The sequence below is a fragment of the Paenibacillus sp. BSR1-1 genome (genome assembly GCF_030403775.1).
In the GTDB taxonomy this organism is placed as follows: Bacteria; Bacillota; Bacilli; order Bacillales; family Cytobacillaceae; genus Neobacillus.
This window is the reverse complement of sequence record NZ_JAQMWQ010000007.1, coordinates 1-14,913: the sequence shown is the minus strand read 5'-3', so window position 1 is coordinate 14,913 and position 14,913 is coordinate 1. Positions and strand designations below refer to the sequence as shown.

The 14,913-nt window shown below is 38.0% G+C and carries 17 protein-coding genes; 12 read left to right on the top strand and 5 right to left on the bottom strand.

The annotated features are described in order from the left end of the window. Window positions 1-45: 45 nt before the first annotated feature. The 7 genes from PH210_RS12940 (at window position 46) to PH210_RS12910 (ending at window position 5,256) form a co-directional block, all read left to right on the top strand. Window positions 46-900: an ABC transporter permease gene (locus tag PH210_RS12940; protein ID WP_289985907.1), complete on the top strand. Its 855-nt coding sequence runs from the start codon at window positions 46-48 to the stop codon at window positions 898-900. Continuing rightward, window positions 897-1,772, top strand: a complete 876-nt coding sequence (locus tag PH210_RS12935) for an ABC transporter permease (RefSeq protein WP_289985906.1) — start codon at window positions 897-899, stop codon at window positions 1,770-1,772. Before PH210_RS12940 ends, PH210_RS12935 begins: the two co-directional genes overlap by 4 nt. Further along, entirely contained in the window at window positions 1,769-2,782 is a 1,014-nt protein-coding gene (locus tag PH210_RS12930; protein ID WP_289985905.1) for an ABC transporter ATP-binding protein, read from the top strand. The genes PH210_RS12935 and PH210_RS12930 overlap by 4 nt, the downstream gene beginning before the upstream one ends. A 27-nt stretch (window positions 2,783-2,809) precedes the next feature. Then, complete coding sequence (locus PH210_RS12925) at window positions 2,810-3,592, top strand: DeoR/GlpR family DNA-binding transcription regulator (protein WP_289985902.1); 783 nt, start codon at window positions 2,810-2,812, stop codon at window positions 3,590-3,592. A 76-nt stretch (window positions 3,593-3,668) separates the two neighbouring features. After that, the gene (locus PH210_RS12920) at window positions 3,669-4,541 is read left to right on the top strand and encodes a Cof-type HAD-IIB family hydrolase (RefSeq protein WP_289985900.1); all 873 of its coding nucleotides are present in this window, start codon (window positions 3,669-3,671) and stop codon (window positions 4,539-4,541) included. 27 nt (window positions 4,542-4,568) lie between these two features. Further along, window positions 4,569-4,934: a DMT family transporter gene (locus PH210_RS12915; protein ID WP_289985898.1), complete on the top strand. Its 366-nt coding sequence runs from the start codon at window positions 4,569-4,571 to the stop codon at window positions 4,932-4,934. Window positions 4,935-4,938: 4 nt separating this feature from the next. After that, the gene (locus tag PH210_RS12910) at window positions 4,939-5,256 is read left to right on the top strand and encodes a DMT family transporter (protein ID WP_289985896.1); all 318 of its coding nucleotides are present in this window, start codon (window positions 4,939-4,941) and stop codon (window positions 5,254-5,256) included. 267 nt (window positions 5,257-5,523) lie between these two features. On the opposite strand, the gene PH210_RS12905 is transcribed toward PH210_RS12910, so the two are convergent. Next, a complete protein-coding gene (locus tag PH210_RS12905; RefSeq protein ID WP_289985895.1) occupies window positions 5,524-6,198 on the bottom strand; it encodes a helix-turn-helix transcriptional regulator in 675 nt (224 codons plus the stop codon). Between the two features lie 164 nt (window positions 6,199-6,362). Between PH210_RS12905 and PH210_RS12900 the strand changes: the two genes are divergently transcribed. The 5 genes from PH210_RS12900 to PH210_RS12880 all read left to right on the top strand — a co-directional run bounded on the left by PH210_RS12900 (window position 6,363) and on the right by PH210_RS12880 (window position 10,314). Then, window positions 6,363-6,746 (top strand): RidA family protein, encoded by a 384-nt coding sequence (locus PH210_RS12900; RefSeq protein ID WP_289985893.1) that lies wholly within the window; start codon window positions 6,363-6,365, stop codon window positions 6,744-6,746. Window positions 6,747-6,915: 169 nt separating this feature from the next. Next, window positions 6,916-8,214 carry an MFS transporter gene (locus tag PH210_RS12895; RefSeq protein ID WP_289985892.1) on the top strand — a complete coding sequence of 433 codons (1,299 nt, stop codon included), beginning with the start codon at window positions 6,916-6,918 and terminating at the stop codon, window positions 8,212-8,214. Window positions 8,215-8,256: 42 nt separating this feature from the next. Further along, window positions 8,257-9,207, top strand: a complete 951-nt coding sequence (locus tag PH210_RS12890) for a sugar phosphate isomerase/epimerase family protein (RefSeq protein ID WP_289985890.1) — start codon at window positions 8,257-8,259, stop codon at window positions 9,205-9,207. A 205-nt stretch (window positions 9,208-9,412) separates the two neighbouring features. Next, window positions 9,413-9,691 (top strand): autorepressor SdpR family transcription factor, encoded by a 279-nt coding sequence (locus PH210_RS12885; protein WP_289985888.1) that lies wholly within the window; start codon window positions 9,413-9,415, stop codon window positions 9,689-9,691. Then, complete coding sequence (locus PH210_RS12880; RefSeq protein ID WP_289985886.1) at window positions 9,688-10,314, top strand: SdpI family protein; 627 nt, start codon at window positions 9,688-9,690, stop codon at window positions 10,312-10,314. Before PH210_RS12885 ends, PH210_RS12880 begins: the two co-directional genes overlap by 4 nt. Before the next feature lie 52 nt (window positions 10,315-10,366). Here the strand turns inward: PH210_RS12880 and PH210_RS12875 are convergent, their stop codons facing one another. From PH210_RS12875 to PH210_RS12860, 4 genes are all read right to left on the bottom strand, one after another. Beyond that, window positions 10,367-11,254 (bottom strand): DMT family transporter, encoded by an 888-nt coding sequence (locus PH210_RS12875; protein WP_289985885.1) that lies wholly within the window; start codon window positions 11,252-11,254, stop codon window positions 10,367-10,369. Window positions 11,255-11,365: 111 nt separating this feature from the next. After that, entirely contained in the window at window positions 11,366-12,370 is a 1,005-nt protein-coding gene (locus PH210_RS12870) for a peptidoglycan recognition protein family protein (RefSeq protein ID WP_289985883.1), read from the bottom strand. A gap of 144 nt (window positions 12,371-12,514) precedes the next feature. Further along, window positions 12,515-13,726 (bottom strand): CynX/NimT family MFS transporter, encoded by a 1,212-nt coding sequence (locus PH210_RS12865; RefSeq protein ID WP_289985881.1) that lies wholly within the window; start codon window positions 13,724-13,726, stop codon window positions 12,515-12,517. A gap of 115 nt (window positions 13,727-13,841) precedes the next feature. Further along, window positions 13,842-14,123, bottom strand: a complete 282-nt coding sequence (locus PH210_RS12860) for a YggT family protein (RefSeq protein ID WP_289985880.1) — start codon at window positions 14,121-14,123, stop codon at window positions 13,842-13,844. Window positions 14,124-14,913: the final 790 nt, after the last annotated feature.

The following is a 14,913-nucleotide window of genomic DNA, read 5'->3' as shown; positions in this document are numbered from 1 at the left end:
AAACCCATTTCCCCCATTGTTAGCGAAATAGAGGAGAGGGAAGTCTTGCGAAAAATAAAAAAACAAAAATTTTACTTATTAGCACTTTTACTGCCGTTTATTTTGTTTGTGGTCGGGTTTGAAATCGGCCCATTAGTGGCCATGCTGAGGGATAGTTTTCACGCAGATGATGGAATTCAAGTCACGATTCAGCAGTATGTAACGATTTTTAAAAGTAAATTTTACTTGCAAGCGATCCAAAATAGTCTTGTCATTTCGTTGGTTTCTGCTGTGATTTCTGTAATCATTGCTGTTATTGCCGCTTATTCTTTTACAAAGTTTTCACAAAAGGTCCAAAATCGCTTAGTGATGATTGCCAATATGACTTCCAATTTTGAAGGAATACCGCTTTCTTTTTCATTTATTATTTTGCTTGGAAACAATGGATTGTTTACGCTGCTTTTTTCCAAGCTGGGTTTAGATGTGTTTGCAGGCTTTAATTTGTATTCTTGGACAGGTCTCATTTTTGTGTATATATATTTTCAAATTCCGCTGGCTGTAATGCTGATTTATCCATCTTATCAAGGAATTAAAAAGCAATGGAAAGAAGCATCTTCTTTATTGGGTGGAACCAAATTATCTTTTTGGCTCCACATCGGGATTCCGGTTTTGCTTCCTAGCATAGCAGGTACCTTCAGTATTTTGTTTGCCAATGCTATGGGCGCTTATGCAACTGCCTATGCACTGGTCGGAAGCAACTATAATTTATTGTCATTGCAAATTGCCTCTTTAGTCTCGAGTGACGTGACCTTAAAGCCGCAGCTAGGCAGTGCTATGGGCGTTCTTTTAGCTTCGGCCATGATCGGGGCGATGTGGTTCAATAACCGAATGATGCGCCGCATTAGGAGGGATTTACGATGAAAACTTCACTGAGCTTTCATAAAGTAATCGTTGGTTTACTTGTGATTTATTTAGTAATCCCGCTGGCAGCAACGCTTTTATTCTCGGTAGCCGGCAAATGGGATCATACCATTCTCCCTGAGAGTTTTACGATGAAATGGTATATCGAATTATTTCATGATGAACGGTTTTATGGTGCACTCCAGCATACATTGTTTTTAATTTTTGTAACGGTTGGTCTTGGTGTGGTGATAATGCTGCCAACGATCTTTATCATTACCGTCTATTTCAGCAAATGGGAAGGATGGCTCCAAACAGTTGCTATGCTTCCTTATGGAATACCTCCGATCGTTGGGGCTGTAGGCTTGATCAAGGTCTATTCGAATGGGCCTCTTCCTATTACCGGAACACCGTGGATTTTAGTTGGTGCATATTTCATCACAATATTACCTTTTATGTATCAAGGGATTCGTAACAGCCTTCGCACGGTGAATGCGGTCCAGCTTGTTGATGCAGCTGAATTACTGGGAGCTACAAAATTTCAGGCGTTTCGCACCGTCGTGTTCCCTAATATAATCTCTGGTATTTTGGTGTCTACGTTATTATCTGTTGCGCTATTATTTAGTGAGTTTGCGTTTGCCAATTTGCTTGTCGGGGGCCGATTTGAAACGATTCAAATTTATCTTGCTGACAAACTTAACAGCAGTGGTCATTTAACAAGTGCTATTGTGATAACGTATTATTCGATCATTTTACTGGTAACGGGAACGGTATTAAAACTAACGTTTAAAAAAGATAAAGTTCCTAGCCCTTCTTCTAAAAAACGATCAGTTTTCTTTATTAATAAACCATTCCGTCAAAAAAATACAGCTTTAGAGGGTGAAAATTCATGAGCTATGTAACGATTGATCAAGTGACGAAGGGGTACCATCACCAAGTCGTGTTAGAAAATATTTCGTTGACCTTAAAAAAGGGAGAATTTGCGACACTTCTTGGACAAAGCGGATGCGGAAAAAGTACCTTATTACGATCGATTGCCGGACTTGAAGACGTGGATTCAGGAAGCATCTTCATTGATGGGAAGGATATCACTCATATATCACCGCGTCAGCGTGAAGTCGGTATGGTGTTTCAGTCCTATGCACTGTTCCCGAATATGAATGTTTTTGATAATATCGCCTACGGTCTTAAAATGAAGAAGGCAAAAAATATTAAAACAAGAGTAACCAAGATGATCGAACTCGTAGATTTAGTCGGAAAAGAACAATCTTATCCACATCAATTATCTGGCGGTCAGCAACAAAGGGTGGCTCTTGCCCGCGCCCTTGTCATGGAACCAAAAGTACTGCTTTTGGATGAGCCGCTAAGTGCATTAGATGCGAAAATTAGAAAAAACTTGCAAAAAGAATTAAGAAGAATCCAGAAAGAATTAGAGATCACCACGATTTTTGTGACTCATGATCAGGAAGAAGCCATGACGATGTCGGATCGGATATTTGTTATGAATAAAGGAAAAATTGTTCAATCCGGTTCTCCAGTTGAAATTTATACTTCTCCAGTCAATACCTTTGTGGCGAAATTTATCGGAAATTACAATGTTTTGAGTATGGAAGTTTTCCACAAACTTGTTCACAGTACAGAGTTAAACGGGAAGGAAATCGCCATTCGTCCAGAAGTTTTGCAAATCGTTTCTGCTAATGAAGGTCACTTAGGTTTACATGATAACTGGGGAATTAAAGGGCTTGTTAAAGATGTTTCGATGACAGGGAATGTACTAAGATATGAAGTAGAAACAGAAGGGGCCGCTTTCCTGGTGGACAATCTTCATCACAAAGGGAAAATGTTTGAACAAGGGGCGCAGGTTCAGATTTTTGTGCCGAAAAAAGAATGCATTATTTTATAGTCTATCAATGATTCCGGAGGAAGAAATATGTCCGTTTTGCCAGAAGAACGAAAGAATGAAATTTTAAAAGAATTAAATAGAGAGGGAAAAGTAAAGGTCATCGATTTAGTGGAGCAGTTTCAGGTTTCAGAGGAAACAATCCGTCGTGACTTGATGCTTTTAGAGGAAAAAGGGCTTTTAAAGAGGGTTTACGGTGGAGCGATTAAATCGGTTTTTCCATTTGAGGAGCCTCCATTCGCACATCGTACAACAGTAAACCAGGAAGCGAAAGTAAAGATTGGAAAAAAAGCAGTAGAACTCATTTCGAACGGCGATGTCATTGCCATTGATGTAGGGACCACCATGCTTGAATTTGCACAATGTATTCAAGATAAGAAGGATATTACCATCATCACCAATTCACTTCCTGTTTCAGCTCTATTGACGGAATCTCTCAATCAAAATAAGTTTACAGGGCAAATTTTATTACTAGGCGGGCTATTGGACCCGAAGCAGCAGTCGATCAGCGGCAGTCTGACGGAACAAACGTTACAACAATTTAATATTAATAAAGCGTTTATTTCTGCTGGCGGTGTTTCGATTCAAAATGGGGTTAGTAATTATCATTTACAGGAATCTTTGGTTTCACGCAAGATGGTCGAGGTATCCAAGCAAGTGATCTTACTGACCGATTCTTCTAAAATCGATGTTGATACTTTTTGTAAGGTTTGTCCTTTCGAAAAAGTCGATGTGTTTGTTTGTGAGCAATCATGGCCGGTGGGATGGAATAATCAACCGGAATTAAAGAAACTCAATTGGATTCAGGCATAAGTGATCAAGAGCAGGAAATATAGTGACTAAAAAATGGGTCTTCCTTTAAAAAAATGAGTAAAGGAGTTTTCGAAATATGAGCTTCATTGCGATAGATTTGGATGGGACATTATTAAACGGTCAGAATGAAATTAGTGAAGAAAATAGAAATGCGATTCATTATGCTCAAGAACAAGGTTTTGAAGTCGTCATTTCAACAGGGCGGGCTTATTTTGATGTTCAGACCATTTGTAAAAAGGCCGGGATTTCCCCCTGCATTATTGGGACAAATGGTGCAACGATTCATTCGAATGATGGAAAGATGCTTTCCTCTATTCCGATATCGAAAGAGCGTGTAGAGTCGATTCTAAAGTGGTTGGATGAACGGGATTTTTATTATGAAGTGTTTACTGACAAAGCGATTTATACGCTTAAGAAGAGGAGAGAATTTTTTTATCATGAGATTCAACAATTGAAAAGCGCGGATTTGGATAGGGATCAGAAAAAGATAGCGGCAGAAGCGGAAAGACAATTTGATCAGTTTGGCTTTGTACTTGTTGAAAACTATCCTGACATCCTAAAACAGAAGGAAGAAGTATTTAACATTGTAGCCTGTTCGTTTAATCAAAAGAAACTAGCTGAAGCCTGGAACCGATTCGACATGATTGGTGAGTTGGGGGTAGTTTCATCGGCTGACCATAACATTGAAATTACGAATAAAGGTGCTTCAAAAGGAAATGCCCTTGAAAAAATGGCTTTCTTGATGAATGTATCCTTAGAACAATCTATGGCAATCGGGGACAGCAACAATGATTTATCCATGTTCCGGAAGGTCGGATACAGTGTAGCGATGGAAAATGCGAAAGATGATATTAAAGCTGTGTGTACAACAACAACCCTTAAAAATGATGAAAATGGGGTGGCTCACGCGATATATCAATTTATGGAGAACTTCGCTCTTCAAAATTAAGTGTCATGTGTTGAAGGAGAGAACAATATGGCATGGATTTATATTTTAATAGCAGGATTATTGGAAATTATCTGGGTGATAGGTCTTAAATATTCACATGGATTTACCATCATAATCCCTAGCATCATAACTGTAGCTATCATAATCCTAAGTTTCTTTTTGCTTTCAAAAGCGTTACATTCCATTCCCTTAGGTACAGGTTACGCCATTTTTACTGGATTGGGAACGGTAGGTACAATCGCAGCCGGGATTCTTCTATGGGGAGAGACTATTAATCTATCGAAAGTATTTTTTGTGACGTTAATGATTGCAGGGATTATTGGATTAAAAATAAGCCCATCAGAACCTAAAACATCCAAGAACATGACTGATAGGTTAAATGTTAGGGGATGATTCAATGGCTTGGTTTTTTCTTGTTATTGCGGGCTTTGCCGAGATAGGCAGTGTGATCAGCATGAAACGTGCAGATGGGTTTAAACGATGGCTTCCTACCATAGCTTGTTTAATTTGTGGGAGTTTAAGCTTTTATTTTCTTTCATTAGCTGTAACTTCCCTTCCATTGGGGACTGCCTATGCAATATGGACTGGTATGGGCTCCATTGGAAGTGTTTTAGCCGGCATGTTCTTCTTTCATGAACCTAAAAGTTTGAGATCAACTTTATGGATTTTGTGTATTATTGCAGGGGTTATAGGTATTAAAATGGCGTCTGGGTAGTAAGGATCCCTGAGCATTGGGAACTTTTTTGCGTCCATTGCTGGATTTTTTTTAGAAAAAAGAACCATTGGTGCCAATCATCGAACGAAAATTGTAGAAGATCTAAGATTAATAGATAGGTACAGAAAAAACACCCTTTGCTGTCACAGCAAAAGGGTGGTTCTCTAATGTTTCCATTCTTCTATGAAAAATAAATACGGTAAGTGAATCCCTCAAATACTCCTTTTTATTTAAAAAAAATTGGGTAAAAAAGGAAGGGCGAATCCATTATTTTATTTTATGTAAATATCTATAGATAGTCGCTTCTGATACATCTAGGTATTTTGCAACTTCACTTACCCCGCCTTTTAATAAAAAGGCACCTTTTTCATTGAGTTTTTTTACTACATCTATTTTTTCTTGTGGAGACATCCGCTCTGCTGGGATGTCATATTCAGATAAAACCCCTTTAATAAGAGAGGAGAGAAGATCTTCTATATTTTCTTCGAAATTTTCATAAAGATTCGGATCATGAACCGGCTTTATTTGCTCGACAGAATCATTTTTGGGATTTTCAAACATAATGACTTGATCTAAAATGTTCCGCGCCTTAATAAAGTCGGTGATATCAACATTAACACAAATCATTCCAATAATTTGGTTACTTTCATCTTTAATAAAATAGCTGGAAGAACGAAGTGTATTAATCGTTTTTGAACTGCTTTTATAATTGCAGATATAATCCCGATCTTTATAGCTTTTTTCTTTAATTATTTTCAAAGCAAGATCCGTAATGGGACTATTTATCTTTCTTCCGCTAATTTGTCCATTCACAATTTCAATAATGGAATGATCAGGGTTCGTTACATCATGTAATACAACCTCGCAATTTTCTCCCATTATTTCTGCAATAAAATGCACCATGGGAATATACTGTTTCAGTTTTTCGGTATTTGTCAGCATTACCATCATCCATCCAACCTTTTCTACATATCAATTTTAGTTTAACAAAGATTTAATAAAATTCAATAAGATAAATTTCTGAATTTTTAGTTGATGTGATAAAAAAAATACATTATAATAATAAAAAATCATCATAATAATTTTTTATCACAGGAGGTTTTTCAATGCTCAATTCTATTTCAACCAAAAATGCTCCAGGCGCAATCGGTCCTTATTCTCAGGCAGTAAAAATGGGGGACTTTCTTTTTGTATCTGGACAACTTCCGGTTCACCCAGTCACAAATGTAATGCCGGAAACCATTGCAGAACAAACGAAACAATCATTGGAAAATGTAAAAGCCATTTTAGAAGCGGCTGGAAGCGATTTACAACGTGTAGTGAAAACAACTGTCTTTTTAGACGATATGAATGCTTTTACACAAGTGAATGAAGTATATCAATCGTATTTTAGCGGAAACTATCCTGCTAGAAGTGCAGTAGAGGTAGCGCGCTTGCCAAAGGATGCTTCAGTGGAAATCGAAGTCATTGCATGTGTATCAAATAAGTAAGAGATTTATTAATCTATAAAAATAACAATCGATTAGGTTAACTGTCGTTTAAGTAAAGGCTTCTGCATCGATGTCACAAGGAGGTGAGAGAGTTTTAATTAACCATTTGTGTAAGCCTTTTCATCCTATATTTTCTACTTGAAATATCTATTTTAGGAGGGACATGACATTGACGAATCAAAATAATAACACGAAAAAATGGTTTACGCTTGCCGTATTAATACTTGGCGGGGGAACGGTTTTTAAGCTTCCCTGGTTAAAAGATGCCTTTTATGTCCCTATGATGGATTATTTCCATTTAACCCACACGCAGATGGGTTTCACGTTATCTGTTTATGCATTTATCCAGACCTTCGGTTACCTTATCTCGATGTATGTAGCCGATCGATTTTCTAAGAAAAAATTGATGCCAGTTGCTTTAATTGGAATTGGAGCAACTGGATTCTACTTAACCACATTTCCAAGTTATTATGAAATATTAGTCATTTGGGGGCTTTTCGCTTTATTTGCTGAAATTGCTTTTTGGCCGGTCTTAATCAAATCTGTAAGATTATTAGGAGACTCAGATGAGCAGGGGAGAATGTTTGGATTCTTAGAGGCGGGAAGAGGAGTCATAGATACGGTTATTGCATTTGCTGCTCTCGGAATTTTTAAATGGCTCGGAGAAGGGGCAGCCGGTTTAAGAGGTGCAATTCTCTTCTTTTCGATCACCATGATTGTAATTGCTATTATTTTATATTTCCTTCTTGAAGATGATGTTATTTCAGCTGTAGATGAGCAAGGGCAAAAAGTAAACAAAAATAAGGCAGCATTAGAAGGCGCATTAAAGGCAGTAAAAATGCCAGAAATATGGGTTGTCGCTTTTACTATTTTTTCAGTGTATTCCGTTTATATTGGCTTAACCTACTTTATTCCATTTTTAAAAGACATTTATGGAATACCTGTCGCTTTAGTTGGAGCATATGGAATTATCAATCAATATGGTTTAAAAATGTTAGGTGGACCTATAGGAGGATTCCTTGCAGATAAAAAGTTTAAATCTCCTTCAAAATATTTGCGAGTAGCTTTTGCTGCATCGATCATAGGAATGATTATTTTTATTCTCTTGCCTCATCAACATCTGAATGTATATTTTGGCGTAATTTTTACACTAGCTTACGGTGCTATCATCTTTACACAAAGAGCGGTCTTTTTTGCTCCAATTGAAGAAGTTGGCATTCCGAGAGAAATAAGTGGTGCAGCAGTTTCTATAGCTTGTTTAGTAGGATATGCACCTTCTATGTTTGCCTTCACACTATATGGAAGCATGTTGGATCGATCGCCAGGTATGGAAGGATATAGACATGTCTTCTTGACCATGATTGCCTTCGCTGCTTTAGGTTTTCTTATTAGCAGCTATTTAGTTAAAGTCGTAAATAAGAAAAAAGCACTCCAGCAAGATCTGGAGAGCAGCCAAATCAAAGCGTAATTTTTTCATTAATAGATAAATTGACGTAAGGGTGGATAAAAAATGAAAATTGGATTAGAGACAGAAAGCTTTCACTTACAGTTTATAACTGGTCGAATGGATATCTTCGGTTTTATCAGAAAAACAGCCGAATTGGGATTAGATGGAGTAATGATCAATATCGTCCCATGGCCGGGGTTACCAGGAAGAGGCACCTTAGAGTCGTTTGAACCTGAGTATTTAGATAGGGTAAGAAAAGAAATTCAAAAGTATGGATTTTTCGCTGAAATTGATACAAATGGAACCGATCCTGGCCATTTAAAAGAGGTCATTCAGGCAGCCCATAGAATAGGAGCGGATGTGATACGCACGTATGCATGCATGGATGAGTATGATCAGGAAAGATTGAAAAAAGCACCAGGGGATATCAAACAAATTGTTCCTTTGCTAGAAAAATACAGAATCAAACTTGCTGTGGAAAATCATGAGGAAGAATTAACAGATGAAGTTATTGAAATTATTAAGGAAGTAAACAGCCCTTGGGTTGGCGCGCATTGCGATGTAGGCAACGGAATGATGGCATGGGAGGACCCAGTTGAAGCCGTTAGAAAATTAGCGCCTTATGCATTTACAACTCATTTTAAGGATCATATTATCGTTCATGACGGCGAGAATTACAGGGTATGCGGCGTACCTGTAGGGACAGGAAATATCGATACGGAAGAATGTTTTAAAATATTGGTCGAGAAATCTTCCCTAACTAGGATCAATGTTGAAATGTGTTTCCCATATGCCATTCATTTTAAACGAGAGCTAGGTGCAGGAGGAGTTTTTGCTCTTGGTGAAGGAGCATTTAAAGTAGAGCAGCCTCCTTATGATTTAAATGTTATTAAACCATTGGATTACTATTATCCCCCAAAAGAACTTTTAGAACAAATGATTGAAGATCAAGAAAAAGGTACAGAGCAATCGGTTAAGTATACACTTGCTTTGCGCGATAAATATTGCCGTTGAGCTTAAGGGATAAAAGAGAAAAATAAAAATTGTCCTAAAACAAAAAGGCCGGATTCTTACTCCGCCCTTTTTGTTTTAATAAAATTTAGAAATTTATCTAAATATCTAAAAGGATTCATTGACTAATATAAAAAATTTCCATATTATATATTTAGATAATTTTCTAAATATCTAAAATTGGGATGTAAAGGAAAAGGGTGTTGACATGAATGAAGCTTTTAAGGCGTTGTCCGATCCAAGCAGGAGGAAAATCCTCCATTTATTGAAAAAGAAGGACTTATCCGCAGGGGAAATTGCTGATCATTTTAATATGACAAAGCCAAGTATTTCACACCATTTGAATTTATTAAAGCAAGCGAACTTGGTGGACTCAGAAAAAAAGGGACAGCAAATTATTTATAGCCTAAATACAAGTGTGTTTGAAGATGTCATTACCTGGTTTATGGATTTCTTAAAGAAAGAAGAAGGGGAAGAGATAAAATGAAAAAAAACTGGTTTGGCCTGTTTTTACTTATAATCATCATCATCGGAACCTGTATTTCCTATCCGTATTTACCGGAACAAATTGCGGTGCATTGGAATTATAAAGGTGCCCCAAATAGCTATGCGGATAAATCCTTCGGAGCCTTTCTTTTGCCGGGGATCATGTTAGTCTTATATGTATTTAGAATACTATTGCCTAAAATCGACCCAAAGAAACAAAATTATCAACGATTTGAAGGGACCTATAAATGGATTATGAATGGAATTCTATTGTTCCTGTTTTTACTTCAAATTGTGCAAATTACGAGTGCAATGGGGATTATTAATCCCGCAATGGTGGTTCCTGAATTAATTGGCTTATTATTTATCTTTATTGGCAACCTAAGTCCAAAATTCAAACCGAATTACTTTGTTGGAATTCGCACACCGTGGACTTTAGCGAGCGAAGATGTATGGAAGAAAACCCATAGATTTGGCGGAAAGGTATTTGTTATTCTAGGATTATTGATGTTATTGGTCCCCGTTATTCCGGCAGCAATCCAAGTTTACTATGTAATTACTGTCATAGTGGTTAGCTTAGGACTTATTATGTTTTCTTCTTACTATTTTTTTATCAAAAATTAATCTAAGGGACGAAATTTATATTTCTAAAAAAAAAGCCAGGCTTCTACTACGATTATGTTGTAGAAGTCCGGCCCTTTTTTTCGATTTTTAACTCACTTAAAAAAGTGGCGCCAAGAACAAGGACGCCGCCGAGTATTTGAATCAACGACATGCTTTCATGCAAGAAAATCGCAGCAATGAGGACGGCAGAAATCGGATCGATATAGCTAAGGACTGCAATCGTTTGGCCCTTTAATTCTTGAAGAGATGTGAAATATAAAAAATAAGCCAGTCCCGTATGGATAATACCAATTATTAATATGAAAATGACCGAAGTAGAATTGATACCTGAAAAATCCAGATGACTTTGCCATACTACATAGGGAAGCAGGACCAATGAACCTGCCATTAATTGAACTAATGTGATTTCAAAGCCTGATAAGTTTTTAATAAATTTGTTCATTAATATCACACTGGCATAAAAGGCTGCCGCTGACAGGCCATATAAAATACCAACTACGTTATTCTCAGAACCGCTTGAATTTCCGGAACCAGGATTAACGATTAAAAATAGTCCAATCATAGCCATAATAATGCAAATAACCTTCGTGCTCGTCAATTTTTCTTTCAAAACCCATGGTGCTAATATCATCACAAAAATCGGAGCAAAATAATAGCTAATTGTGGCATTGGATATAGTTGTATACCGATAAGACTGAAAAAGAAAGATCCAATTAAGGCCAATGGCAGCACCTGAAACCAAGAGTAGAATGGCATTTTGTTTTAACGCTTGAAAGGATGGCTTATGTTTGACGATGAAACTTACAATCAGCAAAAATAAACTGCCGATTATCCCTCTTAAAAAAGCAATTTCACTGGATGTCAGGTCTATCTTTTTGACAAATACTCCGATGCTTCCGAAAATGAGCATCGTTATGATGAGCTTCAGTTTTCCGTTCAAGTTGATCCCCCCTAGTTCTTAATCCAATCATAAAATGAATGAATTCTCAACAAAAAAATACTATTAAACATGTAGAAGGTGACCACCATTTTGGGGCCACCTTCTACATGTTTAATGTAAGGATGCTAAAATTTCCTGCATTTTTTGTGTCACTAACGGATAGAAATTATTTTTTGCACTGGCAGTGGAATTACCGCCGAAAAATCCAGTACCTGGGCATGTTTTAATGGCATGGCCTGCACTGTTATCTAATACTCTTTCTCCCGAATTCACATCCCACCAATGATGATAAGTGACACTGTCTACTGTAGGAGTTAACCCGTACTTGATCATAAGAAGGGCAGTGATGGTAACAATTGTTTCCCTTTGCTCCGCTGTCATTTTTTCCGCATCGAAGTTCCCAATATTTTCGATGGCTAACGCATCAGCCTCAATAGCATGCATGGCCTCTTTATTGAGTAAACCAAATGAACCTTCAGGAGCGATGTTAAATGGACGGCCAACGACAACTCTGCCGTCTGGGAAGGTAGTTAATTGCTGACTAATCATGCTCCATTTCATCCCATTTACATGATAATCCTCCATACCCTTCATCAAGGCAAAATGGTTGGAACCATTGAATTGCTTGTATGATGGCTGATAAGTATGATGCTGTTGGACTTTTCCAACCCTTCTCGTAAACTTTTGGTTAAAAATCCAATCTTTAAATTCCTCCCTGGTCATAAGAATAAATTTTCCATCCATGGTCAGTTTTTTGGGAGGAATTTTTAATATTTGCCCTACATAAAGCACATCGGATGAAAGACTGTTAGTTGTTGTGATTAAAGAAACTGTCGAATTAAAGGCTTGTGACAGTTTCCAAAGTGTATCCCCGGGAGCAACTTGGTACATGATGGGAACCCTTAATTTCTGGCCGGTTAAAAGTAAATCTGATTGTAATCCGTTGATGAGTTTAAGATCCTCAATAGTAGTCCCATAGGTATTTGCAATCTTCCACAGATAATCCCCAGATTTCACTTCATAAGTATTTCTCGGGTTATTTGCTGCATGAGCTGGAGATAAATGCATTTGCATGACTAGGATTAAGGTAAATAAAATCACAAATTGTTTTTTCATTAATGAATTCCTTTCATGATGATTTGACAAAACAACTCTTTTTATGTTTTGTAAATCAAGACATTTGAATTCATTGTGGTGCCCGACGGGACAAATTTTTGCATCCAGACAAAAAAACGAACAGTGACTTGCACTGTCCGTCTTTTAAATATACCGATCTCGGCCCGATATCATCCCAAATAGCATCACGACTACAGAGACTAAAATAAGGGTGATGAGTGGAATGGTCCACAAATGGGTCGTATCATATAAGAAGCCAATAAACATGGGGCCAACTGCTGCAAGGATATAACCGGTTGATTGTGCCATACCTGATAATTCAGCAGCCTGTGCGGCATTCCTTGCACGGAGTCCGATGTAGCTTAAGGCTAATGGAAAAGTTCCGCCTAATCCTATCCCAATTAAACCAATACTGATAATGGCAATAGGATAGGAAGAGCTAAGCAGTAATCCGCCATACCCAGCAAAGGAGCAAATGTTTAAAAGTAAGGCAATCCATGATTGTGAGCGGAACCGACCTGCAATAACAGGGATGAAGAAACTAGCAGGCAACCCGACTAATTGGGAAAACGAAAGCATCCATCCTGCCGTGCTGCTGCTCATTCCACGGCTTTGCAGGATTTCAGGCAGCCAAGAAATTGTGACGTAAAATAAAAAGGACTGAAATCCCATAAAAATCGCGATTTGCCAGGCAAGCGGCGAGCGCCAAACTTGATTAGAATTGGAGCTGACTTTTTTGATGGAATTTTGACTTCTTTGATTGGATTTCACAAGAAGTACCCACACAATGATCGCAATTACAGCGGGGATTCCCCATACAATTAAGGCTCCCTGCCAGCCAAGATTCAAGCCGTCCGCTAAAGGAACACTTAACCCTGATGCTAATGAAGCCACTAATCCCATAGAGGTTGAATATACACTTGTCATTAAGCCGAACTTCTGAGGAAATTTATCCTTAACGACGGCTGGCAAAAGAACATTGCCAATCGCAATACCCATTCCTGCCAAAAGGGTCCCGGCGAAAAGAAAAAACGTGATGGGAATAGAACGGATGCCTATTCCGATTAACAGTGAGAACAAGCCGATCAGCATTGTCCTTTCATTTGAAAACCGACTGGCTAATTTTGGAACGATCGGTGACATGGCGGCAAAAACAAGTAATGGCAGACTCATAAGTAAGCCGGCACTCCAGTGGGCTAGTCCCACATCAGCCTGAATTTTTCCTACCAACGGTCCTACCGAGGTAATGGCTGGGCGCAAATTAAAAGCTACAAGGACAATTCCAGCTATGAGTAAAAATATATAGGTCGAATTCGATTCTGATTTGGTATGAGCAATTGACTTTCGTAATTCCACAAATAGAACTCCCTTTCTTACAAGCAAACTTTCTTAAGTATATCATACTGAAGAAAGAAAGAGCTAAAGGGCGAACAGCTGCCAACTGTTCGCCCTTACAAATTTATCTTCTTTTTTAAATACCAATAACATTCAAGGATTGACGGAGACCTTCAAGCGCAAACATTCTAATAAATCTGAAGGCGAATAAGGCAATAATTGGTGAAAAATCAATAGGGCCTAGAGGGGGAATAAACCGCCTGAACAAGCCTAAATAAGGATTAACTATCCTAGAAATCCAACTTCCAAGTTTTGATGAATGAAATTGAGGAAACCAAGAGCCAAAAATCGAAATCAAGATTAACCAATAATAAGCCTCAAAAACATATTGTACAAATAGAAAAATGTTAGAGCCCAATGTATATCTTCCATTCTCTTTTTAATTTTTTTTAAACCGAACAAACCCAAACTCTTGTCCAGATGATACATATACGATTAAGATGCAAAAAGGTTTCAAAATTATTATGGAGAAAAGAGCAAATATTATCAACTCTTAATTTTTTTGCACTGTTAAACTTGATTGTTGATTTGCGCTCCAGGCGCGAGCGGTTCGCGGGCGTGCCGGGGAGCCTCCTGATATGAACGAAACTTTCAAGGCCCCCACTCTACATCAGGTTTTGATCTACTTTTGACCAACTCTAAGAAGAGAAGCTGTTCTCGCTTCTTCGCTTGCTTGGTTAGATATTTAGCCGTACTGGCTTGAGTATCTCCTTCTTTAGCTTACTGACCACTTCTCACCTCTTGGAATAGCTGTCAAGTGCTTTCCTTGACAGTTATTCCAAGAGGTGAGAAACTCTTTTAAGCTAAAGATGGAATAATCTTTCCTCCCTCATCCTTTTTAGAATAGATGTTAAGGACACGGCACGAAGGCAAAAATATCTACTGCGGTTAGCGTTCTGATATTCGTGGGTTCTCACATTTTATCTTTCCGTATAAAGGCCGTATCCACTAACTCGGGACGTGCGTTAATCTACATAGATATAGCACAGAGGAGGCACGTGGGTTTTCCTTTCCGGTTTTTCTCTTTGCCTTCGAGCCCTATTCTCATCCATCTATTTCTTTCTAACGTACTGTTCATTATAGAGAAAATGAACTTCTTTAAGCTGTTGGTACTACTTCATCTTGTTCCTGCGTGATGGCCCAAATAA